12 protein-coding genes and 2 pseudogenes are annotated in these 13251 nt (G+C 73.5%); 7 read left to right on the top strand and 7 right to left on the bottom strand.

The window, feature by feature from the left end:
- Positions 1–2 precede the first annotated feature (2 nt).
- The 3 genes from AC2RP6_RS36200 to AC2RP6_RS36190 all read left to right on the top strand — a co-directional run bounded on the left by AC2RP6_RS36200 (position 3) and on the right by AC2RP6_RS36190 (position 2733).
- The gene (locus tag AC2RP6_RS36200) at positions 3–797 is read left to right on the top strand and encodes an ABC transporter ATP-binding protein (protein ID WP_486450049.1); all 795 of its coding nucleotides are present in this window, start codon (positions 3–5) and stop codon (positions 795–797) included.
- Entirely contained in the window at positions 784–1668 is an 885-nt protein-coding gene (locus tag AC2RP6_RS36195; RefSeq protein WP_486450048.1) for an ABC transporter permease, read from the top strand. The genes AC2RP6_RS36200 and AC2RP6_RS36195 overlap by 14 nt, the downstream gene beginning before the upstream one ends.
- 201 nt (positions 1669–1869) lie before the next feature.
- Entirely contained in the window at positions 1870–2733 is an 864-nt protein-coding gene (locus AC2RP6_RS36190) for a glutathione S-transferase C-terminal domain-containing protein (RefSeq protein ID WP_486450047.1), read from the top strand.
- A 30-nt stretch (positions 2734–2763) separates the two neighbouring features.
- Here the strand turns inward: AC2RP6_RS36190 and AC2RP6_RS36185 are convergent, their stop codons facing one another.
- From AC2RP6_RS36185 to AC2RP6_RS36170, 4 genes are all read right to left on the bottom strand, one after another.
- Entirely contained in the window at positions 2764–3903 is a 1140-nt protein-coding gene (locus tag AC2RP6_RS36185; RefSeq protein WP_486450046.1) for an aryl-sulfate sulfotransferase, read from the bottom strand.
- A 35-nt stretch (positions 3904–3938) separates the two neighbouring features.
- Positions 3939–4961 carry an ABC transporter substrate-binding protein gene (locus AC2RP6_RS36180; RefSeq protein WP_486450045.1) on the bottom strand — a complete coding sequence of 341 codons (1023 nt, stop codon included), beginning with the start codon at positions 4959–4961 and terminating at the stop codon, positions 3939–3941.
- Positions 4962–5121: 160 nt separating this feature from the next.
- Positions 5122–5838, bottom strand: a complete 717-nt coding sequence (locus AC2RP6_RS36175) for an ABC transporter ATP-binding protein (protein WP_486450044.1) — start codon at positions 5836–5838, stop codon at positions 5122–5124.
- Positions 5835–6635, bottom strand: a complete 801-nt coding sequence (locus AC2RP6_RS36170; protein WP_486450043.1) for an ABC transporter permease — start codon at positions 6633–6635, stop codon at positions 5835–5837. The genes AC2RP6_RS36175 and AC2RP6_RS36170 overlap by 4 nt, the downstream gene beginning before the upstream one ends.
- A 128-nt stretch (positions 6636–6763) precedes the next feature.
- On the opposite strand from AC2RP6_RS36170, the gene AC2RP6_RS36165 reads away from it, so the two are divergent.
- Positions 6764–7333, top strand: coding sequence for a helix-turn-helix domain-containing protein (locus tag AC2RP6_RS36165; protein WP_486450042.1), 570 nt, complete (start codon positions 6764–6766; stop codon positions 7331–7333).
- Between the two features lie 19 nt (positions 7334–7352).
- Here AC2RP6_RS36165 and AC2RP6_RS36160 read toward each other — a convergent pair whose 3' ends face one another.
- Positions 7353–7787 (bottom strand): VOC family protein, encoded by a 435-nt coding sequence (locus AC2RP6_RS36160; protein ID WP_486450041.1) that lies wholly within the window; start codon positions 7785–7787, stop codon positions 7353–7355.
- 269 nt (positions 7788–8056) lie between these two features.
- Here AC2RP6_RS36160 and AC2RP6_RS36155 point away from each other — a divergent pair, with 269 nt between their 5' ends.
- The 3 genes and pseudogenes from AC2RP6_RS36155 to AC2RP6_RS36145 form a co-directional block, all read left to right on the top strand.
- Positions 8057–8869, top strand: a complete 813-nt coding sequence (locus AC2RP6_RS36155; protein ID WP_486450040.1) for a polysaccharide deacetylase family protein — start codon at positions 8057–8059, stop codon at positions 8867–8869.
- 40 nt (positions 8870–8909) lie between these two features.
- Positions 8910–9188, top strand: a pseudogene (locus AC2RP6_RS36150) (ABC transporter transmembrane domain-containing protein); the annotation flags it as partial.
- Between the two features lie 55 nt (positions 9189–9243).
- A pseudogene (locus tag AC2RP6_RS36145) lies at positions 9244–9522 on the top strand (ABC transporter ATP-binding protein); the annotation flags it as partial.
- Positions 9523–9524: 2 nt separating this feature from the next.
- On the opposite strand, the gene AC2RP6_RS36140 reads toward AC2RP6_RS36145, so the two are convergent.
- Together AC2RP6_RS36140 and AC2RP6_RS36135 are read right to left on the bottom strand one after the other, a co-directional pair.
- A complete protein-coding gene (locus AC2RP6_RS36140) occupies positions 9525–11036 on the bottom strand; it encodes a PP2C family protein-serine/threonine phosphatase (protein ID WP_486450039.1) in 1512 nt (503 codons plus the stop codon).
- Between the two features lie 988 nt (positions 11037–12024).
- Positions 12025–13230: an FAD-dependent oxidoreductase gene (locus tag AC2RP6_RS36135; protein ID WP_486450038.1), complete on the bottom strand. Its 1206-nt coding sequence runs from the start codon at positions 13228–13230 to the stop codon at positions 12025–12027.
- Positions 13231–13251 lie beyond the last annotated feature (21 nt).

Raw genomic sequence — 13251 nt, 5'->3', positions numbered from 1 at the left:
CCATGGCCACGACACTCGCCAAGGCTGCCGAGGGCACGGTGGCGGAGCAGACGCACGCCGCCCGTATCGCGCACGTCTCGAAGTCCTTCTCCGGCCCGGCCGGATCGCAGCTCGTCCTGGACGACATCAGCCTCGATGTCGCCCCCGGAGAGTTCGTCACCATCCTGGGAGCCTCCGGCTGCGGGAAGTCCACCCTGCTCAACCTCGTCGCCGGCCTCGACAGGCCGACCGCCGGCACCATCGAGACCCCCGGCGGCCGCCCCGCCCTGATGTTCCAGGAACACGCCCTCTTCCCCTGGCTGACCGCCGGCAAGAACATCGAACTCGCCCTGCGCCTGCGGGGCGTCACCAAGACCGACCGCAAGCCCGAAGCCGAACGCCTCCTGGAACTGGTCCGCCTCGGCGGCGCCCACGGCAAGCGCGTCCACGAACTGTCCGGCGGCATGCGCCAGCGCGTCGCCCTGGCCCGCGCCCTCGCCCAGGACAGCCGCCTGCTGCTCATGGACGAACCCTTCGCGGCTCTCGACGCCATCACCCGCGACGTCCTGCACGGCGAACTCACCCGCATCTGGCAGGAGACAGGACTCTCCGTCCTCTTCGTCACCCACAACGTGCGCGAAGCCGTCCGCCTCGCCCAGCGCGTGGTCCTGCTCTCCTCCCGGCCCGGCCGGGTCGCGAAGGAATGGACCGTGGACATCCCGCAGCCGCGCCGCATCGAGGACGCGGACGTCGCCGAGCTGTCCCTGGAGATCACTGAACACCTGCGTGGGGAGATCCGCCGTCATGGCCAGCACTGAAACGAAGGCGAAGACGGACGACCTCGCGGGACTGGAGGCCGGACTCGACGCCCTGGACGCGGTGCAGACGCACCGCACGCCGGTCCGCGAGGTCCTCGCCAAGAAGGTCCTGCCGCCGTTCCTGGCGGTCGGGCTGGTCCTGGTGGTCTGGCAGGTCCTCGTCTCCCTGAAGGTCACCGACGAGACCAAGCTCCCCGCCCTTTCCGCGGTGTGGGACAGCCTGTCCGACATGTGGCTGAAGGGGACGCTGCTGGAGGTCATCTGGACCTCCGTCTCCCGCGGCCTGCTCGGCTTCCTGCTCGCCCTGGCCATCGGCACCCCGCTCGGCCTGCTCGTCGCCCGGGTGAAGTTCGTCCGCGCCGCGATCGGCCCGATCCTCCAGGGCCTGCAGTCCCTCCCGTCGGTGGCGTGGGTGCCGCCGGCCGTCCTCTGGTTCGGCCTCAACGACGCCATGATGTTCACCGTCATCCTGCTCGGCGCCGTGCCCTCCATCGCCAACGGCCTCGTCTCCGGCATCGACCAGGTCCCCCCGCTGTTCCTGCGGGCCGGACGCACCCTCGGCGCCACCGGCCTGCGCGGCGCCTGGCACGTGGTCATGCCGGCCGCGCTGCCGGGCTACGTCGCCGGCCTCAAGCAGGGCTGGGCGTTCTCCTGGCGCTCCCTCATGGCCGCCGAGATCATCGCCTCCTCCCCCGACCTCGGCCTGGGCCTGGGTCAGCTGCTGGAGAACGGCCGCAACAACATCGACCTCCCCGGCGTGTTCCTCGCCATCATCCTGATCCTCGTCGTCGGCATCGCCATCGACCTGCTCATCTTCAGCCCCGTCGAACGCTACGTGCTGCGCAGCCGCGGCCTGCTGCTCAACAGCTGACCGACGGAGCCCTCGTCCCCGCCGACGACCGCCCCTACCGCCACCCTCTCCCCCCGCGTCGGCGCGATGTGGCCGGGGCGAGCCATGCCCTCTTGACAGCGTCCTGACGCGGATCGACACTCCAGTCGGCGAATCCTAGTGAAGTAGTAGGGAATTCTGCCGCCCGCACCGCGGCGGCACCGAGCAATCCCAGGGAGACGCATGTCCGCCACGTACCCGAAAGCCGTGCCGTCGCCGTCGCCGTCCTTTCAAAGCAGGATCGGCCGTGACGCGCGCAGTGGTTTCCCGGCAGTTCCGCACCGCTACCGGCTGCACCTGGCGCCGTCGTGTCCGAGCTGTCTGCGGATCGCCGTCACGCACAGCCTGCTGGGCCTGCGGGACGTGCTCCCGATGACCTCGCTGCCCTCCGTACCCGACGCGTCCGACGGCGGATACCTGGCGTTGCGCCCGCTGTACGAGGCCAGTTCGCACCTGCACCCGGGGCCGGCGCTGGCGCCCGTCCTCAGCGACGGCTGGACCGGCCGGATCGTCAGCACGCACGCCCCGGACATCGTCCAGGACCTCACCCGGCGCTTCGGGGCCGCCGGACCGTGCCTGTACCCGGCCGGTGCCGACGCACGCATCGAGGAGGTGGTGCGGCTCTGCGAGCAGGGCATCAACGCGGCGGCGCAGCGCGCCGGCCGGTCCGGCGCCGACCCGGTGGAACGCGGCGCCGCGCTCGCCACCCTGCTGCGCGGGCTGGGTGCGCTGGAGGCGCGGCTGGCGGGCGAGGACTACCTGGTGGACGGTCGGCTCACCGCAGCGGACGTGGAGGTGTGGGTGACGCTGGTGCAGCTGGACACGGTGCACCGCTGGCACCTGGACGCGCAAGCGGTGTACCGCATCACCGATCACCCCCGTCTGTGGTCGTACGCGCGGTGGCTGGCGGCCCGTCCCGCCTTCGGGATGCACCTCGACCTGGACGGCATCGCCCGCAGGCACCACGCGCACTGCCGGGGCAGGGAGGCCGCCGGGGCGGCGGTACGGATCGTCGACTGGGCACCGTACGCACCGCCCCGGCCCTGACGGCGACCGCTGCCGGCGCCCCGGCGGGTGTCAGCCCGTCGTGTGCAGCCAGGGGAGCTGGTCGGCGGAGTAGCGGTGGGCGCGGAAGACCGAGTTCTGTGCCCCGGCCGAGGACTCCAGGCCGACGCCGTCGCCGAACGACCGGAACTGCGGTACCACGAACTCCCACACCACCTGGCCGTCGGGGGTGACCTCGAAGAGGCGGCCGAAGGAGCCCTCGGCCACGAAGGTGTTGCCGTTCGGCAGGCGTTGGGCGCTGGACATGTACGGGCTGTAGAAGTTCTGCGGCGGGTTGTCCTGGTAGGACCACACCTCCTGGCCGGTGCGAGGGTCCAGCTCCAGCACCCGCGAGTAGGGCACGGAGGTGGTGTCGCGGTAGCTGCCGTTGTCGAAGACGAGGATGTTGCCGTTCGCCAGCTCGTGCGGATGGTGCTGCTGCGCCAGGACGTCGGGGCCGATGTGCCACAGCACGGAGCCGTCCGCGCGGTCGACGGCCACGGCGGAGGACGCGCTGCGGAAGCCCAGGATCAGGGAGCCGTCGGCGGTTTCGTTGACGGTGTTGGCCATGGGCCAGTGCTCCCGGGCGAAGTGCGGGTCGAGCGGGAAGTCCTCGGGGTCGAGGTGCTCGATGGCGGCCCAGCGCCACACCTCCCGCCCGTCCCAGGTCAGTTCGTAGACGACGTCGCCGTAGATCACGCCGCCCGGGGCCTCGGAGCCGGGGATGCCACCGCGGATGCGGGCGGCGTCGGCCGGGGCGAGTGGCTCGACCACGGTGATGACGAGGTTGCCGTTGCGCAGCGGCGAGGCGTCGTGGTGGTGGAAGGGGTGCCGGACCTCGCGGACCACGGTGGAGTCGGGGGCCAGTTCCTGGAAGATGCCGCCGTGGTAGACGTCCCAGATGGGGAAGAGGGTGGGGCTGGTGGTGTCTTTGGCTGCGTAGAAGAGGTTGCCGTTGGGCAGGAGCTGCGCCTGGCGGCCGGGCGGGTGCGGGGAGTTCCAGGTGTGCACGCTCCGGCCCTCGATGTCGACGAGGTGGATCTCGCCGGCGCTGGTGATCGGGGTGTAGAGGGTGTAGCCGCCGTGGCTGCGTCCGGGGTCGTGGGCGATGAGGCCGACGCCGCGGCGGCGCAGCGTGTTCTGGTCGACGGTCGTGGGCGTGGTACGGGTCATGGTGATCGTTCTCCTGGTGGTGCGGTGCGTCGGGGTCAGCGGAGGGTGACGGCGGCCGGGTCGACGGCCGTCAGGGGCGCGGGGTTCAGGTATCGCTGCAGGGCCGTGCGGTCGGCGGGGCCGGGCAGTCCCTGGGCGGACTTGGCCCAGCCCGCCTCCTGCTCCAACTGGGCCAGCAGGTCGGGCGAGAGGGTCGCGTCGTAGGTGTAGCGGGGCTGGTAGGTGTCGACGTATCCGGCCTGGAGCGCGCCCTTGGACTGGGCCACGACGGCCTGTCGTGCGCGGGCCGGGTCCTGGCCCATCTCGCGCTGGGCGCGCAGGACGGTGCGCAGGACGGCGGCGGTGGTCTCGTCGCTCGTCTTCGGGCCCGCGACGAGCAGCGTGCGTGCCGTGTATCCGGTGAAGGCGAGCTCGGCGTAGCGCTCGCCGAGCGCGGTGCGCGCCGCCTCGTAGAAGCTGGGGAAGGTGACGCCGGCGTCGATGTCGCCGCGGGCCAGCGCGGAAGTGACCTGATTCGGGGCGAGGTTGACGACGGTCACGTCAGCGGCCGTCAGCTGTACGGAGGCCAGCATCCGCGACAGGGCGTACTCGACGTTCGTGCCCTGCGGGACGCCGACCTTGCGGCCTTTCAGGGCGGCGAAGCCGGTGATCGCGCGGTCGGAGCGGGTGAGGAGCCGCCAGTCCGAGAACCGGGACAGGTCGGCGACGATCCGCAGGTCGCGTCCGCCCAGGGCGGCGGTGACGGCGGGCAGGTCTCCGACGACGCCGAGCTGTGCCTGGCCGCCGAGCACGGCGTTGAGGGCGTCGCGCCCGGTGGGCCGGGTGGTGACGGTGGCGTCGATGCCCTCCGCGGACCAGAGCCCGTGCTCCTGGGCGATGTGGACGGGTGCTCCGCCGAGTTGGTCGCTGCCGACGACGGAGACGGCCGGGCGGCCGCCGCCGGAGCCGGAGTCGCGGCCGGAGGCGCCGGAGCAGGCCGGGACGAGCGTGCAGAGCAGGGCCGTCATCAGCAGGGCGGCGGCCGCCCGGGCTCCGGGGGTGCGTCCGGGTCGGTGCATGAGCGCGGATCCGAAGGTGCCTGCGGATCGGGGCAGGGGTGCGGGGCGGGGGTGGGGTGTGGCGCCGGGGCGGGGTGTGGGGCGGGGTTGGGGTGTGGGGCGGGGTTGGGGTGTGGGGCCGGGCATCGGGCGGCCTTTCGTGGTCGGTGCGGGCGGGGGTTCAGTCGGAGCCGAGGTGACGTGCGACGAGCGCGCGCAGGTCCGGGTCGGGTGGCCCGTCGGGGACGGTGTGGTCGGCGAGCACCCGACCGGGGGCCCCGCCGAGGACGACGACGCGCTGGGCGAGGGCCAGGGCCTCGTCGATGTCGTGGGTGACGAACAGGACGGTGGTGCCGCGGCGCTGCCACAGCTCGCGCAGCAGGCGCTGCATGCGGGTCCGGGTCAGGGTGTCCAGGGCTCCGAACGGCTCGTCCATGAGGAGCACTTCGGGCTGGGCGGCCAGGGCGCGGGCCAGTGCGACGCGTTGCTGCATGCCGCCCGACAACTGGGCCGGGTACTTGTCGGTGCCGTCCGCCAGGCCGACCTCGGCGAGCGCTTTCAGGGCGCGGCGGCGGCGTTCAGCGCGCGGCAGTCCGAGCCGCTTGAGCGCGAACTCGACGTTGCCCCGTGCGGTGCGCCAGGGGTAGAGCGCGTAGTGCTGGAAGACGACGCCCCGGTCCGGTCCCGGCCCGCGGACGGGCCGGGAGCCCGCGGTCACCCGCCCCGTGGCGGGCGGTACGAAGCCTGCGACGGCACCGAGGACCGTCGACTTGCCGCAACCGCTGGGCCCGAGCAGGGCGGTGAACGAGCCCGCGGGCAGTTCCAGGTCGGTCCGTTCCAGGACGGGGGCGGCTCCGTAGCGGACGGACACCCCTTCCAGTCGTACGGCGAGGCTCATGACGTGCTCCAGTGCACGAGCCGGCGGCCGATCCCGGCGAGTACGAGGTCCACGGCCACGCCGAGCGACCCGAGGACGAGCAGCCCGGCGAACATCCGGTCCACCCGCAGGAACTGGCCGTCGACCTGGAGGCGGTAGGCCAGACCGCTGTCCGCGCCGCCCAGTTCGGCGGCCACCAGGGCGAGCAGCGCCACCGAGGCCCCGTAGCGCAGCGCCGCGAGGACGGCGGGCGCGGCGGCGGGCAGCAGCACCTCGACGAAACGCCGGTGCAGCGGGGCGCCCAGCGTGCGGGCGGCGCGGAGGTGGGAGACCGGGACCCGGGACACGCCGTCGTGGACGTAGAGCCATACGGCGAGCAGCACGGCGTAGGCGATCAGGAGCCGCTTGGCGGTCTCGCCGATGCCGAACCAGGCGGTCGCGAGCGGCACCAGGGCGATGGCGGGTATGGGGCGGAGGAAGGAGACGACGGGGGTGACGGCGGCGGAGAGCCTCGGCAGGTAGCCGGTGGCGAAGCCGAGCGCGCCGCCGATCAGGGCGCCCAGTGCGAAGCCCTGGCCGGCGCGGGCGAGGCTGGCGCCGAGATCGGCGGCCAGGGTCCCGCTGCGGGCGGAGTCGGCGAGCGCGGCCAGGGTCTCGGCCGGTGTGGGCAGGAGGGCCGGAGCCACCGCGCCGGACCGGGCGAGCAGGTACCAGAGGCCGAGCACGGCGGCCGCCGCGGTCAGGGCCGGGCCGAAGCGGCCGAGGGCCGGGCCCAGTCGGCCGGCGGCCGGGCCGGGCGGTGAGGGGGTGGCGTGCACGGAGCGGCTCCTCGGTCGTCGATAAGTGAGGTCAATAATTGACGACGCTTATGAAGAGCGTGTTGCAGCGGTGCGAAACCTGTCCGGACCTCAGAGCCCTTGATCGCCGATGAGGTACGTTCACCAGCGTGTCTCGACCTGAACCCACGCCCGAGGCGATCGAGGTCGGACGGGTGATCCGGAGCTGCCGCAAGCGCAGCGGCGTCTCCATGGCCGTCCTCGCCGACCGCTCGGGCCTCTCCCAGCCGTTCCTCAGCCAGCTCGAACGCGGCCTCACCACGCCCAGCCTCAGCTCGATCTACCGGATCGCGGAGGCACTGGACGTCAGTCCGGGCACCTTCCTGCGGCCGCCCGCGCGCCCGGGCGCGGTCAGTCACGAGGGGGACCCGCAGGTGATCCGCGTGGACGAGTCCGCGGGGCAGGTCGCGCGGGTGCTCATCCCGGGCGGGCGCAGCGCGCTGATGGAGGCGTACGAGCACCACTTCGAGCCCGGCCGGGGCGAGCGCGGCTGGTTCGAGCACCCCGGCGAGGACTTCCTCTACGTACTGGAGGGCGAGGTGGCCCTGGAGGTGGCGGGCGAGGAGCCGCTGATCCTGCGCGCCGGGCAGAGCGCGCACCACAGGGGCGAAGTCCCGCACCGCTGCCGCCTGTCGGGCCCGTCACCCGCCCGCACCCTGCTGGTGATCGCCAACGTCTGACTGCCCCGGTGGCCGCCGTTCAGTCGAGGCAGAACTCGTTGCCCTCGACGTCCTGCATCACCAGGCACGACTCGTTCATGTCGTCGGCGGTGAGCAGCCGCACGCGTACGGCGCCCAGCGCGACCAGCCGGGCGCACTCGGCCTCCAGGGCGGCCACCCGCTCCTCGCCCACAAGTCCGGGGCCGACGCGCACGTCGATGTGCAGGCGGTTCTTGACGGTCTTGCCCTCCGGAACGCGCTGGAAGAACAGCCGCGGGCCCACGCCCGTGGGGTCGACGCACGCGAAGGCCGAACCCTGGCGCTCGGGCGGCAGGGCGCGGTCGAACGCCTCCCAGTCGGCGAACCCCTCGGGGGGCGGTGGGACGACGTACCCCAGTACCTCGCACCAGAAGCGGGCGACGCGCTCGGGCCGTGCGCAGTCGAAGGTGACTTGGAACTTCTTGATCGACGACATCGGGCCATCGTAGGGACGGCGCGGGAGGTCCGGCGGCGGATTTTCCGGTGACGCTCGCCTGCGGCGGTGTGCCGGCTCCCGCGGTTCCGGCGGCCCGTGGCCGGTGAGACTCCTCACACGGGACGGGGAACAGCGCGCCGCAGACCCCGTAACTGCGGGACGCGGGCCGTCGTACCGGCGGATCGACCGAGGGGCATCCCGGACATATGACCTAGCCTGGACCGGCAATGCGAGATCGGGGGGGCCGAGCGCAAAGGAAGAGCGCCTCCATGGGCATCACCAGCATCTCCGCCCGCCGCCTGCGGCGGACGGGAGCCGCCGCCACGGCCGTCGTCCTCGGCATCCTGGCCGTGTCGGGCACCCCGGCCCTCGCCGCCACGGACGGCTCCGCGGACAAGGCGGGCGGTACGAAGCCCTCCGGTCCCGCCGCGTCGGCCGACAACCCGGGAGCCGCCCGGAGCGCCGCCGGGATCCCGCTCGGCATCTCCCGCCTGGCGCAGGGCCCGGGCCGTGACGTCGCGATCACCATCGACGACGGTCCGGACCCCCGCTGGACGCCCCAGGTCCTGGAGGTGCTGCGCGAGAACCACGTGAAGGCCACCTTCTGCATGATCGGCACGAAGGCGCAGAAGTACCCGGAGCTGGTGCGGGAGGTCGCCGCCGACGGCCACCGCCTGTGCAACCACTCCGTCGACCACGACGTGACCATGGACCACAAACCCGTCGCCTTCCAGAAGCAGCAGATCCTCGAGGGCAAGGCCATGATCGAGAAGGCCGCGCCCGGAGTGCCGGTCGGCTACTACCGCGCACCGGGCGGCGCCTTCACCCCCGACAGCCGGGCGATAGCCGCGGCGAGCGGGATGCGGCCGCTGGGCTGGAGCGTGGACCCCAAGGACTGGAGTCGCCCGGGCCTGCCGGCGATCATCGCCGCCATTGAGGAGAAGCTCCCCCAGCAGCCGACCGTGCTGTTCCACGACGGGGGCGGCGACCGCAGCGAGACGGTCGCGGCCCTCAAGGAGTACCTGCCCTGGCTGAACTCTCAGGGCTACCGCTTCACCTTCCCGGCACGCACCACCCCGTAGCCGGGCCGGGTCAGGTGGCCGCCGTCGCCTTGCGGAGGGTGTGGAGGCAGGACGTGAGCGCGGTGTGGCGCGGGGTGCCGTGGTCGCGGGCCTGCATCCAGGCGGCGTACGGGCCACCGTGCCCGCGCTCACCCGCCGCCCGACCGGCGAACTCGTCGCCCGTGTCACCTCGGACACCGTCCTCCTCCGCGAGGCCGCCGCCCAGTCGTTCGTCGGTCTGGTCAACGGCGCCGTCATGCTGGTGGGCAGCCTGGTCCTGATGGGCGTGCTCGACCTGGTGCTGCTCGGCACGACCATGGCCGCCGTGGCCGTGACCGCCGCGCTCTTCGCGCTCCTCATGCCGGGCATCGGCCAGGCGCAGCAGCGCTCCCAGGCTGCTGCTGGACGAGGCGACCGCCCAGCTGGACGGGCTGACGGAGGCGGCGGTGCAGGACTGCATCCGCAGCCGCGCGGCGACGGGCGCGGTGGTGACGGTCGCACACCGGTTGTCGACGGTGGTCGACGCCGACCTGATCGTGGTCATGGAGGCGGGCCGGATCCGCGCGCGCGGCACCCACGAGGAGCTGCTGGCCACGGACACGCTGTACCGCGAACTGGTGGCGGCCCTGCGCCTGGCGACCGCCACGGGCACCGGCACCCGATCACTGACCTGAGGTCAGTCGGGGCTGGTGGGGGTGGTGGCGGGCGTGGCCCGGGCGATCAGGAGGGCCACGTCGTCGTGGACGCCCGGGTGGCGCATGGTGTCGAGCAGGAGGTCGCAGGTGTCGTCGAGGGGACGGCCCGGGTCGTCGAGGGCGTCCAGGAGGACGTCGAGGCGTTCGTCGATCGGATCGTCGCGGGTCTCGACCAGGCCGTCGGTGTAGAGGACGAGCTGGTCGCCCGCCTCGACCGGGAGGCTCACGGTGTGGAAGGCGACGCCGACACCACCCAGGGGCGCGCCGGTGGGCAGGTCGAGGAGTTCACGGGTGCCGTCGTGCCGGAGGAGGACGGGGGGCAGATGCCCGGCGAGGGAGAGGTGCCACTGTCCGGCGCGCGGGTCGTGGACGACGTATACGCAGGTCGCGATGGTGTCGAGGCCCTCGGTGACGTGGTCGAGGTGGTGCAGGACCTGTGCGGGGTCGAGGTCGAGGTCGGCGAGGGTCCGGGTGGCCGTGCGCAGCTGGCCCATGCTGGCCGCGGCTCCGACCCCGCTGCCCATGACGTCGCCGACGACGAGGGCGGTCTTGTCCCCGCTCAGCGGGATCACGTCGAACCAGTCGCCGCCGATCTCCATGGTGGCCTGGGCGGGCCGGTAGCGGGTGGCGACCTCCAGGCCCGGCCGGCGCGGCGGGGTGTGCGGCAGCAGGCTGCGCTGGAGGGTGAGGGCGGTGTGGCGCTGTTCCTCGACGGCCCGGTGCCGCTCGGTGACGTCGACGCTGGCGGTGGCCACGCCCACCACCGTCCCGTTGGGGGCTTCGAGCCGGTAGAAGGAGATCGACCAGGCGTGGTCGTGGTCGGGGTCGGCCGGGGTACGGCCGACCGTGTACTGGTCCACGATGGGCACCCCGGTGGCCAGCACCTCGCGCATGGCGGCCTCGAAGGACGCGTCCACGGCGGGCAGCACCTCGTGGACGTGCCGGCCGATGTGCTCGGCGGCGGGGACCCCGTTGAGGCGTTCCTCGGCCGGGTTGACGGAGACGTAGCGCAGGTCCGTGTCGAGCACGCCGAGGCCGACGGGTGACTGGGCCACGAGTCGGGCGGACAGCGCCAGGTCCCGTTCGACCTGCCGCACGGTGGCCTGGTCCGCGGCGAGGCCCAGGGCGTAGTACTCCTGCTGGGAGTCCAGCAGCCGCATGTTGCGGAACTCGACCATGCGCGTGCTGCCGTCCTTGTGGCGGACGGGGAAGACGCCGACCCAGCTGACTCCGGCCTCCATGACCTCGGCGAACATGTCCAGGACGACCGGGAGGTGCTCCTCGTGCAGCAGCAGGCGTCCCGCGTACTCTCCGAGGGCCTCCTCGGCGGTGTAACCGAACAGTTCCTCCGCCTGGGGGCTCCACAGGTCGATCCGGCCGTCGGCGTCGAGGAGGATGGCGGCCACGCGCAGCACGTCGAGCAGACCGCCCGGCCCGGACGCGGCAGGCTGCCTCCCTTCGGGGTCGCCGTGCGTGGGCTCGATCGCTCCCATCTCCGGGCTCTCCTTCCGGCCGCCGCGGGCTGCGGGTCTCAGCTCCCAGCCATCTCATCGTCCCCCTCCACGGGACACGCGTGCACGCCACGCGTCGGGGGGCGGCCCTCACCACTACGGCGCACCCGATGCGCACCCGATGCGCACACGTGCTCGAACGGGCGCAGCGGCTCCGGTCCCGGCCGCGGCGCCCGGCTGTGATGCGGTGGGCGGCCACCGGGGCCCTCCGGCCCTCCCGAAGACCACCTGGGCCCCGTACTCCCGTACGACGGGCGGCGCCTGCTGGGCTCCTGCCGGGGGTTCACCCGCATCCTGCCGCCCGCGTGGTCGGACCCCCCGATCGTGCTGCGCCGGCTCACGGCGGGCGAGGAGCTCCGGCGGGCCCTGGGGACGACCGCGGTGAGCCGTTCGCGGAGCTGCTGCTGCTGCGGATGAAAGTCGGCTCCTGGCGCCCCTCCGCGCCCGGAAGGGACCTGATCGACCTGATACTCGAAGGCACGCTTTCCCCTCCCGTACCGCAGTCCGCCCGGCCGCTGCGGCAGTACTGGCTCGCCGGGCTGCCGCGGACGCGCGGCGCCTGGGCCGGTCTCGGCACCCGGCAGCGCTGGGCCTGGCTGGACCTCGTTCTGGCGAGGCCGAGGCCGGGCCTCGTCGACCGGCCGGCGGGTCGGACCTACGCACTCGACGGCCGGTACGTCACCGACGTCCCGGGCCTCTGCCTCGCCCTCGGCGAGGCGGTGAACGGGCCGGGCGGCTACTCGGCAGCAACCTGGACGCGCTCCCCGACTGCCTCGGAGGCGGCTTCGGCCATCGCGGCCCGGAAACGCTGCTCTGGCACGACTCCGCCGTCGCACGCAAGCACCTGTCCCACGCCCTCACCCCGGAGGGCCTGCCCTACGACCTGTTCGCCGAGGTACTGGGCGTCCTGGCCCGGTCCGGCATACGGGTCACCCTGGCTGACCGGTGACCGGTGGCCGTGCGCCGGCCGCTACGGGGTCGGGGGCGGGGCCGGCGGACGGAAGCCGTTGAAGAGGTCGTCCATCCCCCGCAGGGCCAGGCGGTCCGGCGTGGCGCGGACCGCCAGATCCCGGACGGCCACCGCGAGGGGGTTGCGGAGGGCGCCCAGGCGGCCGACGCGGCGGGCACGGCGGCGGACGGTGTCGGTGCGGTCGCGGCGGGCCGCGGTGTAAGCGGCGAGGGCGGCCGGGACGGCTCCGTCGTCGGCGGTGGTGGCTTCGGTGTCGCCGGCCGGGAGCAGGTGTGCGAGCACCACCGCGTCCTCGACGGCCTGGCAGCCGCCCTGACCGAGGTTGGGGGCCATGGCATGGGCGGCGTCGCCGATCCAGGCGATCCGACCGTGGTGGAGGCGGGGAAGCGGAGCGGCCAGGTCGTACAGGTCGTTCTGGAGCACGTCGGCCGGGTCGAAGCGCCCGACGCGCTCCAGCAGGGCCGGGATCGGGTCGTGCCAGGCGCCGAACCGGCGGGCCAGTTCGGCGCGGGGGTCGGCCGACCGGGTACCGGCCGGGGCGAGCGCGGTGGCGTAGAGGTAGAACCGGCCGTCGACGAGCGGGGTCACACCGAAGCGCTCGCCCCTCCCCCAGGTCTCGCTCATGGACGGGATCCGCAGGTCCGGGGCGTCGACGAGGGCCCGCCAGGCCGTCTCTCCGATGTAGTGCAGGCCCGGGTGTCCGGGAAAGTGGGCGCGGCGCAGCGGGCTGTGGATGCCGTCCGCGGCGACGACCAGGTCGGCAGGCAGGTCCGGGCCCCCGGCGGTACGGACGGTGGGGTGGCCGCCGGGGTCGTCCACGCCGGTCACCGTGGTGCCGTAGCGCAGGGCATCCTGCGGCAGGGCGGCGGCCAGGGCCGCGGTGAAGGCGGGGCGCGGTACGGCGATCGGGGGCGTGCCGTAGCGGGCCGCCATGTACGAGGTGTCGACGCGGGTCAGCCAGCGGCCGTCGGAGCGGCGTACGCCCATGGTCGCGGGTACGGCGCTGCCGGCGGCCCGGGCCGCGTCGACGCCGATGGCGTCGAGTGCGCGCAGGGCATTGGGGGCGAGCCCGATCCCGGCGCCGGTGGTGGGCGGTTCGGGGGCGCGTTCGCAGACGGTCACGTCCCATCCGCGGCGGTGCAGTGCGAGGGCGGCGGTGAGCCCCCCGATCCCGGCCCCGGCCACCACCGCGTGACGTCTGCGCATGAACACCCCTCCGCTGTCCTA

It is taken from the genome of Streptomyces sp. WAC03905 (assembly GCF_057371075.1).
The sequence above is the reverse complement of the archived record's forward strand: the minus strand, read 5'-3'. Positions and strand labels throughout refer to the sequence as shown.

Bases quoted from the DNA above. Each gene is read 5' to 3' on its own strand.
- AC2RP6_RS36200 (WP_486450049.1), top strand. From the start codon at position 3: ATGGCCACGACACTCGCCAAGGCTGCCGAGGGCACGGTGGCGGAGCAG.
- AC2RP6_RS36195 (WP_486450048.1), top strand. From the start codon at position 784: ATGGCCAGCACTGAAACGAAGGCGAAGACGGACGACCTCGCGGGACTG.
- AC2RP6_RS36190 (WP_486450047.1), top strand. From the start codon at position 1,870: ATGTCCGCCACGTACCCGAAAGCCGTGCCGTCGCCGTCGCCGTCCTTT.
- AC2RP6_RS36185 (WP_486450046.1), bottom strand. From the start codon at position 3,903: ATGACCCGTACCACGCCCACGACCGTCGACCAGAACACGCTGCGCCGC.
- AC2RP6_RS36180 (WP_486450045.1), bottom strand. From the start codon at position 4,961: ATGCACCGACCCGGACGCACCCCCGGAGCCCGGGCGGCCGCCGCCCTG.
- AC2RP6_RS36175 (WP_486450044.1), bottom strand. From the start codon at position 5,838: ATGAGCCTCGCCGTACGACTGGAAGGGGTGTCCGTCCGCTACGGAGCC.
- AC2RP6_RS36160 (WP_486450041.1), bottom strand. From the start codon at position 7,787: ATGTCGTCGATCAAGAAGTTCCAAGTCACCTTCGACTGCGCACGGCCC.
- AC2RP6_RS36155 (WP_486450040.1), top strand. From the start codon at position 8,057: ATGGGCATCACCAGCATCTCCGCCCGCCGCCTGCGGCGGACGGGAGCC.
- AC2RP6_RS36140 (WP_486450039.1), bottom strand. From the start codon at position 11,036: ATGGGAGCGATCGAGCCCACGCACGGCGACCCCGAAGGGAGGCAGCCT.
- AC2RP6_RS36135 (WP_486450038.1), bottom strand. From the start codon at position 13,230: ATGCGCAGACGTCACGCGGTGGTGGCCGGGGCCGGGATCGGGGGGCTC.